Genomic DNA, 25294 nt, shown 5'->3' with positions numbered 1-25294 from the left:
GCCCGATCGCTCGGGTGCTGTCTCGGGTACCGGTGGTGGGACTCGAACCCACACGTCTTTCGACAGAGCATTTTGAGTGCCCCGCGTCTGCCATTCCGCCACACCGGCAGGTGTTGCGTACCCAACTTACCGGCGTGGACGCCGGGGTGGGAACGCGAAGGCGCGCGCCGGGCGGACCCGGCGCGCGCTCTCGAGGGTCAAACCTCTTTGTAGACCGGGGCCGCGCCGTGGACGGCGTCGCCGACGCGGTGCACGCGCAGGTCGTTCGTCGAGCCCGCGATTCCGGGAGGGGAACCCGAGATCACGACGACCTTGTCTCCCACCTCGGCCAGCTTGTGGCTCAGGAGATAGTCGTCGACCTGCAGGAACATCTTGTCGGTGTGCGACACGTGCTCGACCAGGGTCGAACGCACACCCCACGTCAGCGCGAGACGACGGCGGATGCCGGGCTCGGGCGTGAACGCGATCATCGGGATGGTCGAGCGCAGGCGCGACATGCGACGCGCCGAGTCTCCCGACTCGGTGAAGACGCAGAGGAACTTCGCCTCGACGAAGTCGGCGACCTCGACGGCGGCGAGGGTGATGGCGCCACCCTGCGTGCGGGGCTTGTTGGTCAGGGGTGCAATGCGCTCCAGACCGTGCTCCTCGGTCGAGGCGACGATGCGGGCCATGGTCTCGACGACCACGACCGGGTAGTCGCCCACGCTGGTCTCACCCGAGAGCATGACCGCGTCCGCGCCGTCGAGGACGGCGTTGGCGACGTCGCTGGTCTCGGCGCGCGTGGGAACCGGGCTGGTGATCATCGACTCGAGCATCTGCGTCGCGACGATGACGGGCTTCGCCATGCGGCGGGCCAGCTCGACCGCGCGCTTCTGGACGATCGGCACGGCCTCGAGCGGCAGCTCGACGCCGAGGTCGCCGCGGGCGACCATGATGCCGTCGAACGCGTCGATGATCTCTTCGAGGTTGTCGACCGCCTGCGGCTTCTCGATCTTGGCGATGACGGGCACGTAGCGTCCCTCTTCGGCCATGATCTCGTGCACGCGCTCGATGTCTTTCGCATCGCGGACGAACGAGAGGGCGATGAGGTCGGCGCCGGCGTTCAGGCCCCAGCGGAGGTCCGCCTCGTCCTTCTCGCTCAGGGCGGGGACGTTCACGGCCACGCCGGGCAGGTTGATGCCCTTGTTGTTGGAGACCGGGCCGCCGACGATGACCTTGGTGGTGACGACGGTGCCGTCGGTCTCGACGACCTCGACGCGGACCTTGCCGTCGTCGATGAGCAGGAAGTCGCCGGGGCGGACGTCCTGGGGCAGGCCCTTGAACGTGGTGCCGACGATCTCCTTGGTGCCGAGGATGTCCTCGATGGTGATCTTGAAGATGTCGCCGGGAAGCAGGTCGTGAGGGCCGTTCTCGAACTTGCCGAGACGGATCTTCGGGCCCTGCAGGTCGACCAGGGCGGCGACCGGGCGTCCGGCGTCTTCTGCCGCCTTGCGCACATTGGCGAAGTTGGCGTCGTGCACGGAGTAGTCTCCGTGGCTCAGGTTCAGGCGGGCGACATCGACGCCGGCGTCGATGATGGCGCGAACCATCTCATACGACGACGTGGCGGGCCCGAGTGTTGCGACGATCTTGGCGCGTCTCATCCGGTTTCAAGCTCCGTGAAATTTTCGGGAAGTGGCCGATCGGCCCTTGCCAGCTTAGGCGGGCAGGAGGCCGATGGCGACATCGGTCGGGCGCACCGGTGCGGGCAGCACCGTCTCGCCCATGAGGAACGTGTCGACCTCGGCGGCGGCCGCGCGGCCTTCGGCGATGGCCCACACGATCAGGGACTGTCCGCGACCGGCGTCGCCGGCGACGAACACTCCCGGGGTGGTGGTGGCGTAGGTCGCGTCGCGTTCCACGTTGCCGCGGTTCGTGAACTGCGTGCCGAGCTGGCTCTCGAGGTGCTCGCGCTCCGGGCCGGTGAAGCCCATCGCGATGAGCACCAGGTCGGCCGGGATCTCGCGTTCGGTGCCGCTCTTGGGCACGCGTCGTCCGTCGACGTACTCGGTCTCGGCCACGCGCAGGGCGCGCACCTCTCCCGCGGCGTTGCCGAGGAACTCCACGGTCGAGGCGAGGAAGGAGCGCTCTCCGCCCTCTTCGTGAGCGGATGCCATCTCGAAGAGGTTCGGCATCATCGGCCAGGGCTGCTCGGCCGGGCGCTCGGACGGGGGCTGCTTGCCGATCGCGAGGTTGGTCACGCTCAACGCGCCCTGACGGTGCGCCGTGCCGATGCAGTCGGCTCCGGTGTCGCCGCCGCCGATGACGACGACGTGCTTGCCCTCCGCCGTGATCTGGTGCGGCACCTGATCGCCCGCGACGGCCTTGTTGCCCTCGACGAGGTACTCCATGGCGTAGTGCACCCCGTCGAGGTCGCGGCCCGGGATGGCCAGGTCGCGCGGCACGGTGGAGCCGGTCGCCACCATGACGGCGTCGTAGCGGGCCCGCAGGTCGCTCCACGACACGTCCTTGCCGATCTCGACGCCGGCGCGGAAGCGCGTGCCCTCGGCCTGCATCTGGCGAAGGCGCAGCTCGAGGTGGCGCTTCTCCATCTTGAAGTCGGGGATCCCGTAGCGCAGCAGACCGCCGATGCGGTCGTCGCGCTCGAACACCGCAACGGTGTGACCGGCGCGCGTGAGCTGCTGGGCGGCGGCGAGGCCGGCGGGGCCGGAGCCCACGACGGCGACCGTCTTGCCGGTCAGGCGCTCGGGCGGCTCGGGCTCGACCCAGCCGTTGCCGAACGCCTCGTCGATGATCGAGACCTCGACCTGCTTGATCGTCACGGCCGGCTGATTGATGCCGAGCACGCACGAGCTCTCGCACGGCGCGGGGCACAGGCGACCGGTGAACTCCGGGAAGTTGTTCGTCGCGTGCAGGCGCTCGATCGCCGCGCGGCCCTCGCCGCGCCACGTGAGGTCGTTCCACTCGGGGATCAGGTTCCCGAGCGGACAGCCCTTGTGACAGAACGGGATGCCGCAGTCCATGCACCGACCGGCCTGGCGCTTGATGACGGCCGAATCACCCGGCTCGTACACCTCTTTCCAGTCCATGATGCGCACCGGCACCGGCCGGCGCTGAGGGAGCTCGCGCTCCGTGACCTTGAGAAAGCCCTTCGGGTCAGCCACCCGTCACCTCCAGAATGCGCTTCCAGACGACGTCGCCGTCGGGGTCGAGCCCCTCGGTGACCGCCTCCTGGCGGGTCTGCAGCACAGCGGCGTAATCGCGCGGCAGCACCCGGACGAAGTTGTCCACCTCGGCCTCGAAGTCGTCGAGCAGACGACGGGCCAGCGTGGAATCGGTCTCTGCGACGTGCTTCTCGAGCAGGTCGCGGAGGATCTCGGCATCCCCCGATCCGAGGGAACCGAGCTCGAGCTCACCGGATGCCATGGCCTCGCGGTTCACCAGATCACGGTCGAGCTTGTAGACGTAGGCCTGGCCGCCCGACATTCCGGCGCCGAGGTTACGACCCGTGGCACCGAGGATCACGGCGAGGCCGCCGGTCATGTACTCGAGCGCGTGGTCGCCCACGCCCTCGACGACCGCGGTGGCACCCGAGTTGCGGACGAGGAAGCGCTCCCCCACGACGCCGTTGAGGAACATCTGCCCCTGCGTGGCGCCGTAGCCGATGACGTTTCCGGCGATGACGTTCTCGGAGGCCGCGAACGTCGAGCCACGGGGCGGGCGGACGACGATCGTTCCTCCCGACAGGCCCTTGCCGACGTAGTCGTTCGAGTCGCCCTCCAGGCGCAGCGTGATGCCGGCGGGCATGAACGCGCCGAACGACTGCCCGGCCGAGCCCGTCAGACGCACGTCGATCGAGTTCTCCGGCAGACCGTGCTCGCCCCGCGCCTTGGTGACGTGGTGGCCGAGCATGGTCCCCACCGCGCGGGCGGTGTTGCGGATGGGCAGGTCGATCGTGAGCTGACCGCCGTTGGCGATGACGTCCTGCGCGCGCTCGATGAGCTGTACGTCGAAGTGGTCCTCGAGCTCGTGGTCCTGGTTGCGGGCGTGGCGGCGCGGCTCGTCCTCGGCGAAGCGGGGTCCTTCGAGGATCGGCGACAGGTTGAGGCCCCGAGCCTTCCAGTGCTGGATCGCCTCATTGGCATCCAGCAGCTCCGAACGTCCCACGATCTCGTCGATCGAGCGGAAGCCCATCGCGGCGAGGTACTCGCGTACCTCCTGCGCGATGAACTCCATGAAGTTGATGACGTACTCGGCCTTGCCGGTGAAGCGTTCGCGCAGCACCGGGTTCTGCGTCGCGACGCCCACGGGGCAGGTGTCGAGGTGGCACACGCGCATCATGATGCAGCCCGAGACGACGAGCGGGGCGGTGGCGAAGCCGAACTCCTCGGCGCCGAGCAGCGCGCCGATGATGACGTCTCGCCCGGTCTTCATCTGCCCGTCGACCTGCACGACCACGCGGTCGCGCATGCCGTTGAGCATGAGCGTCTGCTGCGTCTCGGCCAGGCCCAGTTCCCACGGGGTGCCCGCGTGCTTGAGCGAGTTCATCGGGCTCGCGCCCGTGCCGCCGTCCTGACCCGAGACCAGGATGACGTCGCTCAGCGCCTTGGCGACACCCGCCGCGACCGCACCGATGCCCGACTGGCTGACGAGCTTCGTGTGGATGCGAGCCGAGGGGTTGGCGCGCTTGAGGTCGAAGATGAGCTGCTTGAGGTCTTCGATCGAGTAGATGTCGTGGTGCGGCGGCGGCGAGATCAGCCCGACGCCGGCGGTCGCGTGACGCGTGCGCGCCACCCACGGGTACACCTTGGTCGGCGGCAGCTGACCTCCCTCGCCGGGCTTGGCGCCCTGCGCGAGCTTGATCTGGATGTCGTCGGCCTTGGTGAGGTACAGGCTCGTCACTCCGAAGCGACCGGATGCCACCTGCTTGATGGCGCTGCGGCGCTCGGGGTCGAGCAGACGGTCCACGTCTTCTCCGCCCTCGCCGGTGTTCGACTTGCCGCCGATGCGGTTCATCGCGACGGCGAGCACCTCGTGCGCCTCTTTCGAGATCGAGCCGTAGCTCATGGCACCGGTCGAGAAGCGCTTGACGATGGCCGAGACCGGCTCGACCTCGTCGATGGGCACCGCGGGGCGGGTGCCGGTGCGCAGCCCGAAGAGACCGCGGAGGGTCTTGAGCTCGTGCGCCTGGTCGTCGATCAGCTGCGTGTACTCGCGGAAGATGTCGTACCGGCGCTCGCGCGTGGCGTGCTGCAGACGGAACACCGTGTCGGGGTTGAACAGGTGCGGGGCCCCGTCGCGGCGCCACTGGTACTCGCCACCGGTCCACAGCCGCTCGTGCGCCCGCGCCGCAGCGTCCTGCGGGTAGGCGTACTCGTGGCGTGCGGCGTTCTCGGCCGCGATGACGTCGAGGCCCACACCGCCGAGCTTGGTCTCGGTGCCGGTGAAGTAGGCGTCGATGAAGTCGCGCGACAGGCCCACGGCCTCGAACACCTGGGCGCCCGCGTACGACGACACCGTCGAGATGCCCATCTTCGACATGATCTTCAGCACGCCCTTGCCGAGCGCGTAGATCAGGTTCTTGACGGCCTTCTCGGGGGTGACGTTCGTGATGAAGCCGGCGCGCACGAGGTACTCGACGGTCTCCATCGCGAGGTACGGGTTGACCGCCGACGCGCCGTAGCCGATGAGGGTCGCCACGTGGTGCACCTCGCGCACGTCGCCGGCCTCGACCACGAGACCCACCTTCATGCGCGTCTCTTTGCGGATGAGGTGGTGGTGGACGGCCGCGAGCATGAGCAGCGACGGGATCGGGGCCAGATCCTTGTTCGAGTCGCGATCGCTGAGCACGATGAACTCGGCGCCGTCCTCGATGGCCTGGTCGACCTCGGTGCACATCTGCGTGAGGCGCTTCTGCAGCCCCTTGTGCCCGGCCTCGACGCGGTACAGGCCTCGGATCGTCACCGACGACCGCCCCGGCAGGGCCGTGTCGATGTGCTGGATCTTGGCCAGCTCGTCGTTGTCGATCACGGGGAAGTCGAGCGTCACCGTGCGGGTGTGCTCGGGACCCCAGTCGAGGAGGTTTCGCTCGGGGCCGAGACCCAACGACAGCGAGGTCACGACCTCTTCTCGGATCGAGTCCAGCGGCGGGTTGGTGACCTGCGCGAACTGCTGCGAGAAGTAGTCGAACAGCAGGCGCGGGCGGTCGCTGAGCACCGCGACGGGGGCGTCGCTGCCCATCGCGCCGAGAGGTTCGGCACCCCCCTGGCCCATCGGCGTCAGCAGGATGCGCACTTCTTCCTCGGTGTAGCCGAAGGTGCGCTGTCGACGCGTGATCGAGGCGATGGGGTGCACGATGTGCTCGCGCTCGGGCAGCTCGCTGAGCTTCACCCGACCCTTGTCGACCCACTCGCCCCACGGGTGGAGGGCGGCGAGGTCGGACTTGATCTCCTCGTCGTCGACGATGCGGCGCTGGGCGGTGTCCACGAGGAACATGCGACCGGGCTGGAGGCGTCCGCGGCGCTTGATGCGCTCCGGCGCGAAGTCGAGCACGCCGGTCTCCGAGCCGATGACGACAAGGCCGTCGGTGGTCTCGGTCCAGCGCCCCGGACGCAGGCCGTTGCGGTCGAGGGTCGCACCGACGAGGGTGCCGTCGGTGAAGATGAGGGCGGCGGGTCCGTCCCAGGGCTCCATCTGCATGGAGTGGAAGTCGTAGAAGGCGCGCAGGGCGGGGTCGATCGTCGCCTGCTTCTCGTACGCCTCGGGGACCATCATCATGATCGCGTGGGGCAGGCTGCGGCCGGTGAGGGTCAGCAGCTCGAGGACCTCGTCGAAGGATGCCGAGTCGCTGGCGCCCTCGGTGCAGATCGGCAGCAGCGGGCGTACGTCGCCGATCAGCTCGGACTCGAGCTGCGACTGGCGCGCCCGCATCCAGTTGCGGTTGCCCTTGACGGTGTTGATCTCGCCGTTGTGCGCGAGCATGCGCAGCGGCTGCGCGAGCGGCCACGACGGGAAGGTGTTGGTCGAGTAGCGCGAGTGCACGACCGCGAGCTCGGATGCGAAGCGCTCGTCCTGCAGGTCGGGGTAGAACGGCTCGAGCTGGAGCGTCGTGACCATGCCCTTGTAGCCGAGCGTTCGACTCGACAGCGACACGAAGTACGCCTCGAGCTCGTGCCGCGCGCGCTTGCGCAAGCGGTAGACCCGACGGTCGAGCGCGATGCCCGAGAGCGCCGGCTGGTCGCCCGTGGCGGGGCGCGAGACGAAGAGCTGCTCGAATGCCGGGCGGGCCTCGTAGGCGAGCTTGCCGAGGTTCTCGTGCTCGACCGGCACCTCGCGCCAGCCCAGCACCTCGAGGTTCTCGTGGCGCGCGATCTCTTCGATCCCCGCCTTCATCGCGGCGCGCTCGTCGTGACCGAGCGGCAGGAACACCATTCCGGCGGCGTACTCCCCCACCGGCGGCAGGTCGAAGCCGACGACCGCGCGCAGGAACGCGTCGGGCATCTGGGTCAGGATGCCGGCACCGTCACCGGTGCCCGCGTCGGAGCCGATGGCACCGCGGTGCTCGAGGTTGCGCAGCGCCGTCAGCGCCAGATCGATGATGTCGTGTCCGGCTTCGCCGCGGAGAGTGGCGACCATGGCGAGGCCACAGGCGTCTTTCTCGAACGACGGGTCGTACATTCCCTGGCGGGCGGGGAATGCGCCTCCGACGGTGTCGGAACGCAGGCTGGAAGCCATATCAACCGTCCTCACGTTGATGCTTCGAATGGGACGACGTCGGCCCAGGAAATTAGTTCGTGGCGGGGCTGCTTGTGGCGCTGGTGCCGACGGTGTCGCTCGTCGCGGGCGGCTCGCTCACGTCGACGAAGTCAGAGGGGTCGCCTGAGTCTACAGCCCCCGGAGCCTTCGATTCGCGCCCGGGCACGTACGGCGACGGCTCGTAGCCGTGGTGACGACGCGACTGCACGGCGAAGATGACGATGCCGAGGATGACGCCGAAGATGGCCGCCCACACGTTGGTACGCAGGCCCAGGATGATGTCGCTCGGGTCGACGCGGATCGATTCCCAGACGATACGGCCCGCGGAGTACCAGACGAGGTAGATCGCGAACTGCTTTCCCCACTGCAGGGTGAAGCGCTTCCCGACGTACAGGATGACCGCGGCGCCGAGCAGGTTCCAGATGACCTCGTACGCGAAAGTCGGCTGGAAAAGCGTGCCCGATGGCAGTCCGACGGGGATGGCCGGGTTGCCCGCGGCGATCTCGAGGCCCCACGGGAGGTCGGTGGGCTGGCCGAAGAGCTCCTGGTTGAACCAGTTGCCGAAGCGGCCCATGGCCTGGGCGATGATCAGGCCGGGAGCCAGCGCGTCGGCGAAGGTCCAGAAGCGGATGCCGGTCCATCGGCATCCGATGATGGCGCCGATCGCACCGCCGATGAGGGCGCCGTAGATGGCGATGCCGCCCTCCCAGATGGCCCAGACGGAGCCCGGCTGCGTGATGTTCCACGGGTTGGAGCCGGGACCGAAGTAGAAACCGGCGTGCGTGGCCACGTGGTAGATGCGTGCGACGACGATCGCGAGCGGAACCGCCAGCAGGCAGATGTCGATGACGACCCACTTCTCGGCACCCCGACGCGTCAGGCGCGCGTTGGTCAGGAAGACCGCGACGATGATGCCCGCGACGATGCACAGGGCATAGAAGTGGATGCGGAGCGGACCGAGGTCGACGTACGAGATGGTCGGGCTCGGGATGCTGGCGAGCACGCCGGAGGCGGCGCTCGAGAGGGCGAACGTCATGGGTTCGAGTCTAGGCGCGCCGCGCGGTGCCCGCAGACAGCTCGCGCGCGAGAGTCGACAGACCCTCGACGCCGCCGTCGCGGAGCGCCTTGACCAGCGCGGTGCCCACGATCGCTCCGTCGGCGTACTCGACGACACCGGCGACCTGCTCGGCGTTCGAGATGCCGATGCCCACGCACGCGTGCTTCGCGCCGAAGGATCGCAGGCGCTCCACGAGCCCGCGGGCCGCGGCATCGAGCTGCGCGCGCTCCCCCGTGATGCCCATGGTCGACACCGTGTACACGAAGCCCGTCGATGCCTCCACGATCATCTTCAGACGCTCGTCCGACGAGGTGGGGGCGGCGAGGAAGATCCGGTCGAGGCCCGAGCGCTCGCTCGCGGCGATCCAAACAGCTGCGGCGTCGGGGGTGATGTCGGGCGTGATGAGCCCCGCCCCGCCGGCCGCGACGAGTTCGTCGGCGTAGCGGTCGACGCCGTACTGCTCGACGAGGTTCCAGTAGGTCATGACGAGGATCGGCACGTCGGTGCGCGCGGTGACCTCCCGGATGATCGTGAAGAGATCGCGCATGCGGAACCCGTTGGCGAGCGCCGTCTGCGTGGCCTCCTGGATCACCAGACCGTCCATCACCGGATCGCTGTAGGGAGGTCCGAGCTCGATGACGTCGGCACCGGCTTCAGCGAGGGCGACGATCGCTTCGACGCTCGAGGCGACGTCGGGGTACCCCGCGGGGAGGTACCCGACGAAAGCGCCGCGCCCTTCGGCGTGGGCGGCCTCGATCGCCGCGGAGACGCGCGAGGTCACAGCTCGACCCCGGCACCGCTCGCGGCATCGGGTGCGGCGCTGACGTCGACGGGAGAGCCGGGAGCGGATGCCACGGCCTCTGCCGCGCGCGTCTGCGGGGCGCCCTCGGGCGACGGCGGCGGAGCGTGCTCGGCGTCGTACAGGTCGAAGTAGCGGGCGGCGGTGTCCATGTCCTTGTCGCCGCGCCCCGAGAGGTTGATGGCGATCACGGCATCCGGGCCCAGCTCGCGACCGACGCGGAGAGCACCGGCCAGGGCGTGGGCCGACTCGATCGCCGGGATGATGCCCTCGGTGCGAGAGAGCAGGCGCAGGGCCTGCATGGCCTCGTCGTCGGTCGCGGGGATGTACTGCGCGCGGCCGATGTCGGCGAGCCACGCGTGCTCGGGACCCACGCCCGGGTAGTCGAGTCCGGCCGAGATCGAGTGGGACTCGATGGTCTGGCCGTCTTCGTCCTGCAGCACATAGGTGCGTGCGCCGTGCAGCACGCCGGGACGACCGCGCTCGATGGAGGCCGCGTGCTGGGGGGTGTCGACGCCGTCGCCGGCGGCCTCCACTCCGTAGAGGGCGACGCCCTCGTCGTCGAGGAACGCATCGAACATGCCGATCGCGTTCGACCCGCCGCCGACGCACGCGAAGACGGCGTCGGGGAGGCGGCCGAGGCGCTCGAGGAACTCGGCGCGGGTCTCTTCGCCGATGATCTTCTGGAAGTCGCGGACCATCGCCGGGAAGGGGTGGGGGCCGGCGGCCGTGCCGAAGATGTAGTTGGTCGTCTCGACCGAGGCGACCCAGTCGCGGTACGCCTCGTTGATCGCGTCCTTGAGGGTGCGCGACCCGGTCGTGACGGGGATGACCTCGGCGCCGAGGAGACGCATGCGTGCGACGTTGAGAGCCTGGCGCTCGGTGTCGACCTCGCCCATGTAGACGACGCACTCGAGGCCGAACAGGGCCGCGGCCGTCGCGGTGGCGACACCGTGCTGGCCGGCGCCGGTCTCGGCGATCACACGGGTCTTGCCGAGACGTTTGGTGAGCAGCGCCTGCCCCAGCACGTTGTTGATCTTGTGCGAGCCGGTGTGGTTGAGGTCTTCGCGCTTGAGGAAGACGCGTGCGCCGCCGGCGTGCTCGGCGAAACGCGGTACCTCGGTGAGCACCGACGGGCGGCCCGCATAGTCGTGCAGCAGAGCGCGCAACTCGGCGTGGAACTCGGGATCGGCCATGGCCGACTCGTAGACCGCGGTCAGCTCGTCGATCGCCGCGATCAGCGACTCGGGCATGTACCGGCCGCCGAAGTCGCCGAAGAACGGGCCCTTCTGACCGCGAAGGTTCTGGGTGGGAGCGGTGGTCATGTCGTCTCCTGGAGGAACGCACGGAGCGTGGCGACCGGGTCGCCGGTCACGAGAGCCTCGCCCACGAGCACGACATCGGCACCCGCAGCACGGTAGTGCGCGACGTCGGCGGGAGCGAGGACCGCGGACTCGGCGATCTTGATCGCATCGGCCGGGAAACGATCGGCGAGAGAGCCGAACAGATCGCGGTCGAGCTCGAAAGTGGAGAGGTTGCGGGCGTTGACGCCGATGAGCTTCGCGCCCAGCTCGGACGCACGCTGGAGCTCGTCGGCGGAGTGCGTCTCGACCAGCGCGGTCATGCCCAGGTCGGTGACCAGGCCGTAGAGCTCGGCGAGCGTCTTCTGCTCGAGGGCCGCCACGATCAACAGCACGAGGTCGGCGCCGGACGCACGCGCCTCGAGCACCTGGTAGGGCGTCGCGATGAAGTCCTTGCGCAGCACGGGGACGCTCACGGCCGATCGCACGGCCTCGAGGTCGGCGAGACTGCCCTTGAACTTGCGACGCTCGGTGAGAACCGAGATCGCGGACGCCCCGCCCTCTTCGTACAGGCGGGCCTGGCGAGCGGGGTCGGGAATCGCCGCGAGATCGCCGCGGGACGGGCTCGCGCGCTTGACCTCGGCGATGATCTTCACGCGGTCGGCGGGCGCGAGCATCGCCAGCGCATCGCGCGCAGGCGTCTGTGCGAGAGCATCGCGCTCGACCTCGGCGAGGGGGCGCGACTGGGCGCGTTCCTCGGCGTCTTCTACCGCCCCGGCCGTGAGATCGGCCAGTGCCATCAGTGAGCCTTCGGGTTGGACTTCGCGCCGTTCGCGCCGTAGCCGGCCTTGGTCATGGCCCAGCCGACGATCGCGCCGACCAGGAGCAGACCCACCGAGGCCCATACCAGGACGGGCATGTCGAGCCAGAAGAACAGCGTGCCGAGCGTGAAAGCGACGAGCATGATGATCACGGCCGTCCAGGCGGCGGGCGAGTGTCCGTGGCCGGGGTCGCCGATGGGGTTGCTCATGGGGCTCCTTACAGTCGCGCGCGAGCGCGGGGGAAAGCGTCCGATCAGTCTACCGAAACGCGGGTGCGGTCCCCGCGCCGACGTCTCGATGTCGCGACGTCTCGTGGTTCTGCCGGGCAGACGCCTCCGCGAGCGGAACGGCGCCGTCAGGCAGGTGTTCGTCGTGAGGGGTCCCGGGACCGAGGGACACGGGACGCCCGGGTGTCGGCGACCCCGGCGGGAGCCGGGAGCGTGCGGAACCTCAGGCGGTCGGGTCGTCGCCGCGCGAGAGGTCGTCCCACGAGTCGATCGCGTCGTGCGGGCGGCCGGTCTCGGCCCCCGCCTCGGTCGCGGTGCGGTACTTGCGGCTCGCCCCCGACGCCCAGCGGCGCGCGGTGACGAGGGTGAACAGGGATGCCGCGAGCAGAACGATCTGCGCGAGCAGTGTCACCGTCGGCCACGGTGTCAGCGCCAGGCTCGAGACGAGGGAGGCCACGGCATCCGTTCCCGAGATACCCGTCGCGTCGGTGACGGTCGCCGCCGTCGCCGAGACCGGGGTCGCGAAGAGGATCTGCGCGGTGCCGACGCCGAGGAAGACCGCGATCAGCACCCCGAGTGCGCCGAAGACGTAGCGCAGCACGGGCCCGACGATCGAGAGGGCGGCGCCCAGGGCGAGAGCGGCGAGGCTCAGCGGCGTGAGGACCGGCAGCGCTTCGGCCCCCGGGACGGCCAGGGTCTGCTGGGCGCCGTCGTCGAGGGTGACGTCGATCCAGGTCTGCGTCGAGGCGATCACGCAGATGGCTCCGGCCAGGAGCATCGCCAGCACCGCCGAGGAACGGGCGCGACGCATCAGCGCTCCCCCACGACCGGCTGCAGGTCGTCGGCGTCGAAACAGGTGTGGTCTCCCGTGTGGCATGCGGCACCGATCTGGTCCACCTCGATGAGCAGGGTGTCGCCGTCGCAGTCGAGACGCGCCCCCTTGACGAGCTGGATGTGACCCGAGGTGTCGCCCTTGCGCCAGTACTCCTGGCGCGAGCGCGACCAGAAGGTCACACGGCCGGTGGTGAGCGTGCGGTTCAGGGCCTCGGCATCCATCCACCCCACCATGAGCACCTCGCGGGAGTCGAACTGCTGGATCACCGCGGCGACCAGGCCGTCGGCGTCGTACTTCACGCGGTCGACGCTCATCGGCGCACCTCGATCCCTTCGGCCGCCATGGCGTCCTTGACCTGTCCGACGCTCAGCTGACCGGAGTGGAAGACGGATGCCGCGAGCACGGCGTCGGCGCCGGCCTGCACCGCCGGGGCGAAGTGCTCCAGGGCCCCGGCGCCGCCCGAGGCGATGACCGGCACCGCCGCGACCTGGCGCATGAGGCGGACGAGTTCGAGGTCGAAGCCCTGCTTGGTGCCGTCTGCGTCGATCGAGTTGACGAGCAGTTCGCCGGCACCGCGCTCGACGGCCTCGCGCGCCCATTCGAGAGCGTCGAGGGTCGTCTCGGTGCGGCCGCCGTGGGTGGTCACCACGAAACCCGAGGGGGTGGATGCCGAGCGCTTCACATCGAGCGAGAGCACGATCACCTGCGCGCCGAAGCGGTCGGCGATCTCGCCGACCAGGTCGGGGCGCGCGATCGCGGCGGAATTCACGCCGATCTTGTCGGCGCCGACCGCCAAGAGCCGCGCGACGTCATCGGCAGAGCGCACTCCCCCGCCGACCGTCAACGGGATGAAGACCTGTTCGGCGGTGCGGCGGACCACATCGTACGTCGTCGATCGCTCGTCGACCGTGGCGGTGACGTCGAGGAAGGTGACCTCGTCGGCACCCTGGTCGAAGTAGAGCTTCGCGAGCTCGACCGGGTCACCCATGTCGCGCAGGTCGAGGAAGTTCACGCCCTTCACGACGCGGCCGCCCGCGACGTCCAGGCACGGGATGACGCGACGCGCGAGGGTCATCAGAGCCTCGCGGCGAGGATCTCGGTGACGAGGATCGCGCGTGCGCCGATCGCGTAGAGCTCGTCCATGACGCGGTTCACGTCGCGGCGCGGGCTCATCACGCGCACGGCGACCCACTCGGGGTCGCGCAGCGGCGAGATCGTCGGGGACTCGAGGCCGGGAGCGACGGCGATGGCCTGGTCGACGAGGTTCGCGGGAAGGTCGTAGTCGACGAGGACGTACTTGCGCGCGGCCAGCACGCCGCGCAGGCGACGCAGCAGCGTCTCGGTGCCCTCGACCTCGTTCGGACCCGAGATGAGGACGGCGTCGCTCTCGAGGAGCACCGGCCCGAAGATCTCGAGCCCCGCCTGACGCAGCGTCGTTCCGGTCGAGACGACGTCGGCCACGGCATCCGCGACACCGAGCTGGACGGCCGACTCGACGGCTCCATCGAGCGGGACGATGTCGACGGCGATGCCGCGCTCGTCGAGGAACGCATCGACCAGCCCGGGGTAGGCCGTGGCGACGCGGAGACCCTCGAGGTCCTGGACGTCGGTGAAGCGACCGGGACGACCGGCGAAGCGGAAGGTGGAGCCGGCGAAGCCGAGCGACTCGACCTCGCGCGCACCGGGCATGCGGGCGTCGAGCAGCAGGTCGCGGCCCGTGATGCCGACGTCGAGCGCTCCGGAGCCGACGTAGGTGGCGATGTCACGCGGGCGGAGGTAGAAGAACTCGACCTCGTTGGCGGGGTCGACGGTGTACAGGTCTTTCGAGTCGCGTCGTCCGGTGTATCCGGCCTCCGAGAGCATCTCGGCGGCGGTTTCGGCGAGCGACCCCTTGTTCGGCACGGCGATTCGCAGCATGACGGGGGCTTTCGTGTGGGGTGAGCTGTGGGAGGCGGGGCGTGGCTCAGAGATGTCGGTAGACGTCCTCGAGCGACAGGCCCTTCGCGAGCATGAGCGTCTGCAGGTGGTAGAGCAGCTGCGAGATCTCCTCGGCCGCGGCCTCGTCGGACTCGTACTCGGCGGCCATCCACACCTCGGCGGCCTCTTCGACGATCTTCTTGCCGATCGCGTGCACGCCGGCGTCGAGTTGCGCGACGGTGCCGGACCCCTCGGGTCGCTCGACGGCCTTGGCGCTGAGTTCCGCGAACAGGTCGTCGAAGGTTTTCACCTGTCCAGGGTATCGGGTCGGCGGGGGTGGGGCTGTCCGCTGGGGCGTCGGGGTCCCGGCATCCCGGTGCTTTCACGTATAAACGCTCTGCGCGCGCGCAAACGCGGGGAGCGCGTGTTTGTGCGCGTGGATTGTGTTTCTGCGTGCGGGGGGCGTCGGCGGTGGGCCGGCGCTGGGCGTGGGGTGCGGGTGGTGGGTCGGCGCGGGGCGCGGGGTGCGGGTGGTGAGTCGGCGCTGGGCACGGGGCGCGGGCGGTGGGCCGGCGTGGAGCGTGGGCGGTGGGCTGGCGCGGGTGCGGGCCGGTGCCGGATGCGGCCGGAGCGTGCTTCCGGCGCGCATAAACACTCTCCGCGCGCATAAACGCGGGGAGCGCGTGTTTGTGCGCGTGGATCGTGTTTCTGCGTGCGTGAAGCGGGCGGCGGGTCGCCGCGCGGCGCGGCGTGCGGGTGGTGGGCCGGCGCGGGGCGCGGGGTGCGGGTGGTGAGTCGGCGCTGGGCACGGGGTGCGGGTGGTGGGCCGGCGTGGGGCGTGGGCGGTGGGCTGGCGCGGGTGCGGGCCGGTGCCGGATGCGGCCGGAGCGGGCTTCCGGGCGCGCATAAACACTCTCCGCGCGCATAAACGCGGGGAGAACGCGTTTTCACGCGCGCAGAGCGTTTATGCGTGAGATGCGGCCTGGCCGGGAGGCGGCGGACCGAGCGCGCGCGACCGTCAGTGGCGGTGGCGGGCGGCGGTGGCGCGGAGGGACTGGATCGCGCGGTCGGGGTCATCGGCGCCGAAGACAGCGGAACCGGCGACGAAGGTGTCTGCCCCCGCCTCGGCCGCCTGCGCGATGGTCGACTCGCCGATGCCGCCGTCGACCTGCAGCCACACGCTCGAGCCGCGGCGCTTCGCCTCGTCGGCGAGGGCACGGAGCTTGGGCATGGTCTCGGGCATGAACGACTGGCCGCCGAAGCCGGGCTCGACGGTCATGACGAGGATCTGGTCGAACTCGTTCAGCGACTCGAAGAGGTTCTCGACGGGCGTGCCGGGTTTGACCGCCACTCCGGCGCGAGCACCGATCGAACGCAGCCGGCGGGCGAGGGCGATCGGGGATGCCGCGGCCTCGAGGTGGAAGGTCACGGAAGCGGCCCCGAGCTCGGCGTAGTCCGGTGCCCAACGGTCGGGGTCGTCGATCATGAGGTGCACGTCGAGCGGGACGGGGCTCGTCTCCTGGATGCGGCCGACCATCTGGGGACCGAAGGTGAGGTTCGGCACGAAGTGGTTGTCCATCACGTCGACGTGCACGAAATCGGCACCCGCGATGCGCGCGAGCTCGGCCTCCATGTTCACGAAGTCGGCGGCGAGGATGCTCGGGTTGATGCGCGGGGCGTCGGTAGGCACCCGACCATTATGGGTGCGCGGCTGTCGCTCCCGGCGGGCGCGCGGCAGCGGGTCCCGGCGACGCACGCGCGGAAAGTCGGAGTCAGCGCTTTCGGAGCAGGGCGATCGACATCGCGTCGGTGCCGTGGCGGTGGGGCCACAGCTGCGCACGGAGCGACCCGTCGGCCTGCTCGGGCAGATCGATCTCGTCCTGCGCGATCGAACGCACCACGGCGCGGGCATCGAGCTCTTCGGCGGCCTCGCCGAGCGCGCGCTTGACCTCGGCGAGCACCCCCGAGGTCTCGGCGAGGTGCGGCGAGCACGTGACGTACGCCACCACCCCGCCGGGCTTGAGCGCCTCGAACGCCGCGAGCACGAGCTCCTGCTGTAGGGCGGTGAGATCCGGCACGTCGGCGGGGGTCTTGCGCCACCGGGCCTCGGGACGACGACGCAGCGCGCCGATCCCCGTGCACGGGGCGTCGACGAGGATGCGGTCGTACTCCCCCGGCATCCGGGCCGCGCGAACGCGCCCGTCCTCTTCGCTCACCTCGACCTCGAGGGGGACGGATGCCACGGCCTGGCGCACCAGTCCCGCTCGGGCCGGCGCGATCTCGTTGGCGTCGAGGTGCGCGCCGTGCGCCAGCGCCTCGGCCGCGAGGAGCGCGGTCTTGCCGCCGGGGCCCGCGCACAGGTCGAGCCACCGCTCCCCCTCTCGAACCGGCAGCGCGCGGCTGAGGGCCAGCGCTGCGAGCTGCGAGCCTTCGTCCTGCACGCGGATACGGCCGTGCGAGGAACGGATGAGGCCTTCGGGGTCTCCCCCGCGCGTGGTGAAGGCGGTCGGAGCGAATCTCGCTGCGGTCGCGTCTTCGGGTACCTCGGCGAGGCCCGGCAGGGCGATCATCGCGACGCGCGGGGCGACGTTGTCGGCTTCGAGCAGTCCCTCGAGCTCGTCGGCGCGGCCCTCGGCGGTCAACGCGCGGCGCAGCGCCCGCACGATCCATACGGGATGCGAGGTGGTCAGGCCGATGCGTTCGTCGTCGCTGCGGGCGCCGGCGGCGATGCGCTGCATCCACTCTCCGGGGTTGTCGCGCGAGACGCGGCGCAAGACCGCATTCGCGAAGCCCGCAGCCCCCTTGCCGCCACCGTGACGGCGTGCGAGCTCGACCGATTCGTTCACCGCGGCGTGGGAGGCCACGCGGGTCGAGAGCAGCTGGTGCACACCGAGGCGCAGGGCGTCGAGGACCGCGGGGTCGATGCGGTCGACCGTGCGGTCGGCGGCGACCGCGATGATCGCGTCGTACGTTCCGCGTCGACGGAGGGTTCCGTAGGTCAGCTCGGTCGCGAGTCCGGCGTCCTTGGCATCCAGCCGCTGTCGAGCGATCGCGTGCGGCAGCAGGAGGTTGGCGTAGGCCTCGTCCCCCGATACCGCCCGCAGCACCTCGAAGGCGACGGCGCGTGCTCCCTGCACGCTCATGCGCCCAGCACCGGTTCGCTCGAACGCAGGCCCCGGAACCAGTCGCCGGCGGGCATCGCGCCCTTGCCGGACGGCTGGACCGTCTCGAGGCGCAGAGGAGTGGTTCCGGTGCCGACCAGAACGTCTTTTCCGGATGCCACGACCCGGCCGGGCGGCAGCGGCGGGGCCTCGGCGGGAGTCGCGCGCAGCACCTTGAAGCGCGCCCCCTCGAGCGTGGTGTGTGCGCCGGGCTCGGGGGTGACTCCGGCGATCTGGTGCAGAAGGCTCTCGGCATCCCGCGTCAGATCGAGGGCGCCGTCTTCGAGCGTGAGCTTGGGGGCCAGGGTGGGGTCGCCCTGCTGCGGGACGGCGACCGCGGAGCCGTCGGCGATACCGTCGACGACACGCGCGAGCAGGGGGGCGCCGATCTCGGCGAGGGAGTCGAGCAGGTCGGCCGAGGTGGCCCCGGCAGGGATGTCGTAGCGCTCTTCGGCGAAGACGTCTCCGGCGTCGAGCGCCGCCACCAGCTGGAAGACGCTCGCTCCCGTCGCCGTGTCACCGGCCATGAGGGCGCGCTGCACGGGGGCCGCGCCGCGCCAGCGAGGCAGCAGGGAGAAGTGCAGGTTGATCCACCCGTGCGCGGGGGTCGACAGCAGCGGTTCGCGCACGAGACCGCCATAGGCCACGATCACACCCAGCTGTGCGTCGAGGGCGGTGATGCGTTCGGTGACGTCGGCGTCGAGCCGGTCGGCCTTGATGATCGGGATGCCGAGCTCGGCGGCCGCCTGCGCGACCGGCGACGGCGTGAGGACGCGCTTGCGCCCGAGCGGGGCGTCGCTGCGGGTGACGACGGCCGCGATCTCGTGCGGGCCGGATGCCAGGGCTCGCAGCGACGGGACGGCGACGGCGGGTGTGCCGGCGTAGACGAGGCGCATGGGTCTCCTCAGACTCTCGGGAACGGACGGACGGGGTGGGGTGCCGCCGCTCAGAGGTCGGGCTCGGGGATGTCGAGGCGGACTCTGAGCGTACTGCGCGGCTTGGGGCCGCGATCCTTGCGCGACTTGCGCGCCCGGAGGGCATCGGCGATGACCCCCGCGCGCAGCGCGTCGGCCACGGCGCGACCGTGGGCGTAGTCGAAGCGCACGAGGGCGCGCGAGGTCGAGGTGTCGGGGTCGGCGGAGGTGTCGACCGGGCCCAGGATCGCGAGAGCGTCGAGGTCGGGCACGCTCTCACGCAGCGACTCGAGCAGCACGTCGACGCTCCGGGCGTGTCCGTCGACGCTGGCCACGCGCACGGCCGGGGGCATGCGCAGGGGAAGCCGCTCGAGCAGTTCGGCGCGGGCGTAGGCGGGCTGGGTCCAGGTGGCGAGGGCCCGGGCGACGGGGCCGGCGACTCCCACGAGGTGCACCGGAGCGCCGGGGGCGGCGAGGGCCGCGGCATTCGACCACCAGCGCAGACAGTGCTCGGCGATGCGCAGGGCCTCGTTCTGCAGCATCCGGTCGCCGTCGAGCAGGATGACGGCGCGATAGCCTCCGCGAGCGAGGGGCTCCGCGCCGCGCGTGGCGATCACCAGAGCGGGGGCGGCGTCGACCTCGGCCACCGGGTGGGCGCCGTCGGCGACGATCACGCGCGTGTTCGGGAAGGCTCGGCCGAGCTCGTCGGCGGTGCGCTCGCTGCCCGAGGAGGCCATGCGAAGTTTGGTCGAGCCGCAGTGTCCGCACGCCCAGGCGTGGGCGCTGCGGCCGCACCAGGCGCACACGGGAGTCGCGCCGGGCCGGGCCGCGCGCAGCGGGCCCGCGCAGTGCTGACAGCGCGCGGGGCGCCGGCAATCGGCGCACACGAGAGAGGGCGCGTACCCGGGACGAGCGACCTGCACGAGCACCGGACCGTGCTGCAGAGCCTCGCGGGCGGCGGCGAACGCCGACGACGGAACGCGCGACTGCCGCTGTTCTCCCTCTCGCGTCGCGCTGAGCACCACGCGCGGGCTCGGCCTGCGCGTCTGCGGGATGTCGCGGACGTATCCGACCTCGACCAGCCGCTGGACGTCGGTGGTGCGGGTGTGCCCGGCGAACAGCAGGGCCGAGCCCTCGATCTCCTGGCGCACGAGGGCCGCATCGCGCGCGTGGACACCGGGGGCGAGGGGCTCGGCGAGAAGCGTGTCGCCGTCGTCCCAGATCGCCACGAGAGCGGTGTCGTGCGCGGGGGCGTAGACGCCCGAACGGCGGCCGACGACGATGCACGGCACCGGAGCGAGGGTGCGGAGGTACTGCGCATAGCGAGCCGGGCCGGACTGGTCGGAGTCGTCGCGGACGATGGCATCCGGGCTCACGAGTTCGCCCAGCGCCGCCATGAGCTGCGCCTGGTCGCGGTAGTCGGGGACCACGAGCACGGCGCTGCGCCCGCGGGCGAGGGTGTGCACCGCGGCGGACGCGAGGAGGTCGGCCCAGGCTCCGCGCGGCAGTTCGCCGTGCGGATGGGGAGGCGCGTCGAGGGCGATCCGCTCCCCCGCGTCGAGGGCGGCGGCCAGGCCCGCGTACGGAGCGAGGGTCGCCGTGGCGCGCTCGAGGGCGGCGGGAACGACCTCGGGCGGGGTGGGTGCGGGGGCGGCAGCCCACGCCTTCTCGGCGCGGACCATGCGTTTGGGCACCGCGAGGCGCAGCACGTCGCTCACCGACCCCGCCGCACGATCGGCCACCCGCCGCGCCAGCGTGTAGAGCCGCTCGGGCAGCACAGGCATGGGCGAGACGACCGCCTCGACCGCTGACAGCGGTCTCTCCGAGCCGTCGTCGGCCACCACCTCGATGACGAAGGCGTCCATCATCCGCCCCGCCGAGCGCAACGGCACCTTGACCCGGACGCCCGGGGCGATGTCGGCGACCAGCGGATGAGGGACGGCGTAGTCGAACAGCCGGTCGAGCTGCGGCACGGGCGACTCCAGCTGCACGCGCGCCACACGGCGCTCGCTCACGAGGAGACTCCCCCGCCGTGGACGCCGTCGCGCGGGAGGACCTGTGGGCGGGCGGAGCGCACTCCCCCGGTCACCGTCAGAGTCCGGCGGCGGTACGCAGCTCGTCGACGCGGTCGGTGCGTTCCCACGTGAAGTCGGGCAGTTCGCGGCCGAAGTGACCGTACGTCGCGGTTCGAGCGTAGATCGGCCGCAGCAGGTCGAGCTGGTCGACGATCGCGGCCGGACGCAGATCGAACACCTCGCGGATCGCGCGCACGATGGCCTCGTCGGCGACGTGCGCGGTGCCGAACGACTCCACGTACAGGCCCACGGGGTTGGCCTTGCCGATCGCGTAGGCGACCTGCACCTCGAGCCGGTCGGCGAGACCCGCGGCCACCGCGTTCTTCGCGACCCATCGCATGGCGTACGCCGCCGAGCGGTCGACCTTCGACGGGTCCTTGCCGCTGAAGGCGCCTCCGCCGTGGCGCGACGCGCCGCCGTAGGTGTCGATGATGATCTTGCGACCCGTGAGGCCTGCATCGCCCTTCGGCCCGCCGATGACGAACGGACCGGCAGGGTTGATGTAGTACTTCACGTCGGGCAGTTCGAGGCCGGTCTCGGCCAGCACGGGGTCGATGACCGCGGCCTGCACCTCGGCGCGCAGGTCTTCCTGCGAGATGTCGGGGTGGTGCTGGGTCGACAGCACGACGGAGTCGACCGTGCGGGGCACGAGGCCGTCGTAGCCGAGGGTGACCTGCGTCTTGCCGTCGGGGCGCAGGAACGGCAGCGATCCGTCCTTGCGGACGGATGCCAGACGTTCGGCGATGCGGTGGGCGGTCCAGGCGGCCATCGGCATGAGCTGGGGGGTCTCGTTGGTGGCGAAGCCGAACATGATGCCCTGATCGCCGGCACCCTGGAGGTCGCGCGGGTCGACGGAGCCGCGCTCGCGCTGCTCGAACGCCTTGTTGACGCCCGCGGCGATGTCGGACGACTGCGCCCCGATCGAGACGGAGACGCCGCACGACTCACCGTCGAAGCCGGTGTCGCTCGAGGTGTACCCGATGCGGTTGACCACGTCGCGAACGATCGCCGGGATCTCGACGTAGGCGCTCGTGGACACCTCGCCGGCCACGTGCACGAGGCCCGTCGTCACGAGCGTCTCGACGGCCACGCGACCGGTGGGGTCCTCGGTGAGGATGGCATCGAGGATGCTGTCGGAGATCTGATCGCAGATCTTGTCGGGGTGACCCTCGGTGACGGACTCGGACGTGAAAAGGCGCAGGTCGGTCAAGGCGACTCCGGAGAAGTGTGGGGCGGGGATGGGCACAAGTATGCCCCGGGCGGCGATCGGCCGCCCGGGGCATCGTCACATCTGTGAACAGATCACGAAAGTGCGCAGGCTGGGGATCACTCCGCAGCGCGCAGGCGCAGCTTGTCTTCGTGGATCTCGTGCAGAGCGATCGTCAGGGGCTTGTCCTCGACGGTGGAGTCCACGAGCGGGCCCACGTTGTCGAAGAGGTTTCCCTCGTGCAGGTCGGAGTAGTAGTCGTTGATCTGACGCGCGCGCTTGGACGCGTAGATGACAAGCTGGTACTTCGAGTCGACCTTGTCGAGCAGAGCGTCGATGGGCGGGTCGATAATGCCCTTGTCACGTCCGGCCATGGGAACCTCCTGGTGCGGCGGATGAGGTGGATGCGGCGCCGGGAGCGCCGAAGCATTCGACCAGTCTACCGCGCCGGGCTGGGATATCGCGTCGGGACGGCCGTCACGTCCAGCGGCGCAGCAGACGCTTCTCGATCACGCTGAGGATGGCGTTGGACAGCGCCCCCAGAACCGCCAGCAGCGCGATGGTCAGCAGGATGCGGTCGACGCGGCCGTTCTGCTGCGACAGCGTCAGGAGGAATCCGAGGCCCATCGACGCGGCGATGAGCTCGGAGGCGACCAGGAAGAGCCAGGACTGCGCCATCGCCAGCCGCAGTCCCGAGACGAGGGAGGGCACCACGGCCGGCAGCTGCACCGTGCGGAACAACTCCCAGCCGCGCAGGCTGAAAGAGTGCCCCATCTCGACGAGCTGCGCGTCGACGTGACGCAGGGCGCCGGCCACGGTCGTGAAGATCGGGAAGAAGGCGCCGACGGCGATGAGGGTGACCTTCGAATCCTCGCCGATCCCCATCCACAGCAGCAGGAGCGGAACGAGAGCGAGCGAGGGGATCGCACGGATGGCGGCGAGAGTGGGGCTCAACAGCACGTCCCCCGCACGGGTGAGGCCCACCAGAGCCGCGACCGCCAGCCCGACGAGCGAGCCCACGGTGAAGCCGACCAGCACCCGCTGCACCGAGATGGCGATATGACGCCACAACTCCCCGGACTCCGCCAGACCGACGGCGGCGGTGACGACGGACGCGGGCGGGGGCAGCCGGTACACCGGCACGAGCCCGACCGAGGTGGTGATCTGCCAGACCGCGAGAAGCAGGACGGGGATGACGAGTCCCCCGACCACGTGCACAGCCGGTCGCGCCCAGAACGAGCGCGTCGCCGCCACGGTGACTCCCCCCTGGTCTGCGACCCCGGTGCGCCCCGTCCGCGCCTCGACCGCGAAGCGGCCGGCGCCGGCGGTCATCGATCGCCCGTCGCGGAGCGGGCGAAGTCGTCGTGGACGATCGACTCGAGGGCCGACTGAACGGCCTGGTCACCACCCTGCACGGCATCGGACTGGACGAGCACGGGGGCGATCACGCGCAGCACCGCGAGCTGATCGTCGCCGGGGATACCGCTCACATCGAGGTTCGAGCGTTCGCCGATGACGGTGGTGGCCACCGCCGGATCGATGCCGGCGACCTCCGCCAGCAGCGCTGCGGTCTCGTCGGGGTTCTCGAGTGCCCACGTGCGGGCCTGCTCGTATGCGTCGACGACCACCTGTGCGACGTCGGGATGGTTGTCGATGAAGTCCTCGGTCGCGTTGAGGAAACCGTAGGAGTTGAAATCGACGTTGCGATACAGCAGCTTCGCGCCCGACTCAGCCTCCGCGGCGGCCATGATCGGGTCCAATCCCGCCCAGGCGTCAACCGAACCGGCGGCCAGGGCCGCGCGACCGTCGGCATGCTGCAGGTTCTGCAGCTGTACGTCATCGAGCCCGAGTCCGGCGGTCTCGAGCGCCTGCAGGAGGAAGAAGTACGGATCCGTACCCGGCGTCGCAGCTATCGACGTGCCGGCGAGGTCGGCGACCGAGGTGATGTCGCTGTCGGCGGAGACGACCAGGGCCGACCATTCGGGCTGGGAGTAGATGTCGATGACCTTGATGGGAGATCCGTTGGCTCGGGCCAGCAGGGCAGCCGACCCCGCGGTGGAGCCGACATCGATGGATCCCGCCCGCAGGAACTCGTTGGCCTTGTTCGAGCCGGCCGACTGAACCCATTCGACCGTCACCGCGTCGCCGAGGGCCTTCTCGACGAGTCCCTGGTCGCGCACGATCAGGCTGAGCGGGTTGTAGGTGGCGAAGTCCAAGGTCACGGTGTCGGTCGACCACTCCCCCGCCGCGGAGGCACCGTCTGCTCCGGCCGAGGAGGGAGCGTTCTCGCCGGCGAGGCATCCGGTGAGCACGAGGACGAGCGCCCCCGCGATCGCGGTGGCGGGGACGAGGCGGCGGGACAGGGGGCTCATGGGGTCTCCTGGCGAGAGTGATGGACAGTGTGCACGCCGAGCCCGTTCAGGAGTTCGACGCGCAGGGCGGTCAGGGTGTGGTCGGCGCGATCGCGAGGACGGGCGCCCGGTACCTCGATCACGCGCGAGACGGACGACGCGGCATCGTCGTCGCCGAGCGCACGCAGGAGCACGACCCGGTCGGCGAGGTACAGCGCCTCCTCCACGTCGTGCGTGACGAGCACGATGGTGGTGGGGCGGGATGCGTGGATCTCGAGCAGCAGGTCCTGCATACGCAGCCGGGTGAGGGCGTCGAGGGCGCCGAACGGCTCGTCGAGCAGCAGGACCTCGGGGTCGCGGGCGAGCGCTCGTGCGAGCGAGGCGCGCTGCGCCATTCCTCCGGAGACCTCGCGCGGACGGTGCGCCGCAGCGGCCTCGAGCCCGACGAGGTCGAGCAGCTCGGCCACGCGGGCCGTTCCGGAGCGCCGGTCGGTGCTGCGCGGGAGCCCGAGCGCGACGTTCTGGGCGAGGGTGCGCCAGGGCAGCAGGCGCGGCTCCTGGAACGCCATCGCTGTGCGGGCATCAGTGGCGCGCACGGCCGTGCCGTCGACGGTGATGCGGCCGGCGGTGGGACTGTCCAACCCGCCGAGGAGGCGCAGGAGCGTCGACTTGCCGCAGCCCGATGGACCGATGACGGTGACGATCTCGGCGGGCGCCAGATCGAGCTGGATGCCGCGCAGCACGGTGCGCGTCGCGCTGAAGGTGCGCTCGACGCCTCGGAGCGAGACGGTTCCGCGGGGCGCGGCGCTACGACCGACAGCGGGAGGACGAACGGCAAGGGGCATGCCCCCACCCTGGCGGCATCGCCGTCGTC

General features: G+C 70.6%; 22 protein-coding genes and 1 tRNA gene. All 23 read right to left on the bottom strand.

Translation table 11 applies throughout. The features are described from left to right. Positions 1 to 27: 27 nt before the first annotated feature. A tRNA-Leu gene (locus QE454_RS14410) sits at positions 28 to 108 on the bottom strand. An 89-nt stretch (positions 109 to 197) separates the two neighbouring features. Continuing rightward, on the bottom strand, positions 198 to 1643 hold the full coding sequence (gene pyk, locus QE454_RS14405) for a pyruvate kinase (protein ID WP_210075209.1): 1446 nt from the start codon (positions 1641 to 1643) through the stop codon (positions 198 to 200). A gap of 54 nt (positions 1644 to 1697) precedes the next feature. Then, complete coding sequence (locus QE454_RS14400; protein WP_210075207.1) at positions 1698 to 3164, bottom strand: glutamate synthase subunit beta; 1467 nt, start codon at positions 3162 to 3164, stop codon at positions 1698 to 1700. Further along, complete coding sequence (gltB, locus tag QE454_RS14395; protein WP_210075205.1) at positions 3157 to 7734, bottom strand: glutamate synthase large subunit; 4578 nt, start codon at positions 7732 to 7734, stop codon at positions 3157 to 3159. Before gltB ends, QE454_RS14400 begins: the two co-directional genes overlap by 8 nt. A 52-nt stretch (positions 7735 to 7786) precedes the next feature. Next, a complete protein-coding gene (gene lgt / locus QE454_RS14390) occupies positions 7787 to 8791 on the bottom strand; it encodes a prolipoprotein diacylglyceryl transferase (RefSeq protein ID WP_307460320.1) in 1005 nt (334 codons plus the stop codon). Between the two features lie 10 nt (positions 8792 to 8801). Beyond that, the gene (trpA, locus tag QE454_RS14385) at positions 8802 to 9593 is read right to left on the bottom strand and encodes a tryptophan synthase subunit alpha (RefSeq protein ID WP_307460323.1); all 792 of its coding nucleotides are present in this window, start codon (positions 9591 to 9593) and stop codon (positions 8802 to 8804) included. Continuing rightward, positions 9590 to 10936 (bottom strand): tryptophan synthase subunit beta, encoded by a 1347-nt coding sequence (gene trpB, locus QE454_RS14380; RefSeq protein ID WP_309668719.1) that lies wholly within the window; start codon positions 10934 to 10936, stop codon positions 9590 to 9592. The genes trpA and trpB overlap by 4 nt, the downstream gene beginning before the upstream one ends. Next, entirely contained in the window at positions 10933 to 11712 is a 780-nt protein-coding gene (gene trpC / locus QE454_RS14375; RefSeq protein ID WP_307316677.1) for an indole-3-glycerol phosphate synthase TrpC, read from the bottom strand. The genes trpB and trpC overlap by 4 nt, the downstream gene beginning before the upstream one ends. Then, complete coding sequence (locus tag QE454_RS14370) at positions 11712 to 11942, bottom strand: DUF6704 family protein (protein WP_103209588.1); 231 nt, start codon at positions 11940 to 11942, stop codon at positions 11712 to 11714. The genes trpC and QE454_RS14370 overlap by 1 nt, the downstream gene beginning before the upstream one ends. Before the next feature lie 241 nt (positions 11943 to 12183). Then, the gene (locus QE454_RS14365) at positions 12184 to 12771 is read right to left on the bottom strand and encodes a Trp biosynthesis-associated membrane protein (protein WP_210075195.1); all 588 of its coding nucleotides are present in this window, start codon (positions 12769 to 12771) and stop codon (positions 12184 to 12186) included. Further along, positions 12771 to 13109, bottom strand: coding sequence for a phosphoribosyl-AMP cyclohydrolase (gene hisI, locus QE454_RS14360; RefSeq protein WP_210075193.1), 339 nt, complete (start codon positions 13107 to 13109; stop codon positions 12771 to 12773). The genes QE454_RS14365 and hisI overlap by 1 nt, the downstream gene beginning before the upstream one ends. Continuing rightward, positions 13106 to 13870 (bottom strand): imidazole glycerol phosphate synthase subunit HisF, encoded by a 765-nt coding sequence (hisF, locus tag QE454_RS14355; protein WP_210075192.1) that lies wholly within the window; start codon positions 13868 to 13870, stop codon positions 13106 to 13108. Before hisF ends, hisI begins: the two co-directional genes overlap by 4 nt. Continuing rightward, positions 13870 to 14712 carry an ATP phosphoribosyltransferase gene (gene hisG / locus QE454_RS14350; RefSeq protein ID WP_210075190.1) on the bottom strand — a complete coding sequence of 281 codons (843 nt, stop codon included), beginning with the start codon at positions 14710 to 14712 and terminating at the stop codon, positions 13870 to 13872. Before hisG ends, hisF begins: the two co-directional genes overlap by 1 nt. Before the next feature lie 46 nt (positions 14713 to 14758). Beyond that, complete coding sequence (locus QE454_RS14345) at positions 14759 to 15022, bottom strand: phosphoribosyl-ATP diphosphatase (protein WP_094732978.1); 264 nt, start codon at positions 15020 to 15022, stop codon at positions 14759 to 14761. 708 nt (positions 15023 to 15730) lie between these two features. Continuing rightward, positions 15731 to 16402, bottom strand: a complete 672-nt coding sequence (gene rpe, locus QE454_RS14340) for a ribulose-phosphate 3-epimerase (protein ID WP_210075188.1) — start codon at positions 16400 to 16402, stop codon at positions 15731 to 15733. An 82-nt stretch (positions 16403 to 16484) separates the two neighbouring features. Further along, a complete protein-coding gene (locus tag QE454_RS14335; RefSeq protein ID WP_307460329.1) occupies positions 16485 to 17855 on the bottom strand; it encodes a transcription antitermination factor NusB in 1371 nt (456 codons plus the stop codon). Then, a complete protein-coding gene (fmt, locus tag QE454_RS14330) occupies positions 17852 to 18769 on the bottom strand; it encodes a methionyl-tRNA formyltransferase (RefSeq protein ID WP_307460332.1) in 918 nt (305 codons plus the stop codon). The genes QE454_RS14335 and fmt overlap by 4 nt, the downstream gene beginning before the upstream one ends. A gap of 50 nt (positions 18770 to 18819) precedes the next feature. After that, positions 18820 to 20802, bottom strand: a complete 1983-nt coding sequence (locus QE454_RS14325) for a primosomal protein N' (protein WP_307460335.1) — start codon at positions 20800 to 20802, stop codon at positions 18820 to 18822. Between the two features lie 76 nt (positions 20803 to 20878). Further along, complete coding sequence (metK, locus tag QE454_RS14320; protein WP_307316693.1) at positions 20879 to 22072, bottom strand: methionine adenosyltransferase; 1194 nt, start codon at positions 22070 to 22072, stop codon at positions 20879 to 20881. 116 nt (positions 22073 to 22188) lie between these two features. Continuing rightward, the gene (rpoZ, locus tag QE454_RS14315) at positions 22189 to 22443 is read right to left on the bottom strand and encodes a DNA-directed RNA polymerase subunit omega (RefSeq protein ID WP_055837405.1); all 255 of its coding nucleotides are present in this window, start codon (positions 22441 to 22443) and stop codon (positions 22189 to 22191) included. Positions 22444 to 22546: 103 nt separating this feature from the next. After that, positions 22547 to 23401 carry an ABC transporter permease gene (locus QE454_RS14310; protein ID WP_307460339.1) on the bottom strand — a complete coding sequence of 285 codons (855 nt, stop codon included), beginning with the start codon at positions 23399 to 23401 and terminating at the stop codon, positions 22547 to 22549. Then, a complete protein-coding gene (locus QE454_RS14305; protein WP_307460342.1) occupies positions 23398 to 24441 on the bottom strand; it encodes an aliphatic sulfonate ABC transporter substrate-binding protein in 1044 nt (347 codons plus the stop codon). Before QE454_RS14305 ends, QE454_RS14310 begins: the two co-directional genes overlap by 4 nt. Continuing rightward, positions 24438 to 25265: an ABC transporter ATP-binding protein gene (locus tag QE454_RS14300; RefSeq protein ID WP_309668717.1), complete on the bottom strand. Its 828-nt coding sequence runs from the start codon at positions 25263 to 25265 to the stop codon at positions 24438 to 24440. The genes QE454_RS14305 and QE454_RS14300 overlap by 4 nt, the downstream gene beginning before the upstream one ends. Positions 25266 to 25294: the final 29 nt, after the last annotated feature.

The organism is Microbacterium sp. SORGH_AS_0454, assembly GCF_031453395.1.
Classification (GTDB): domain Bacteria; phylum Actinomycetota; class Actinomycetes; order Actinomycetales; family Microbacteriaceae; genus Microbacterium.
This window is presented reverse-complemented; position numbering and strand designations above follow the sequence as displayed.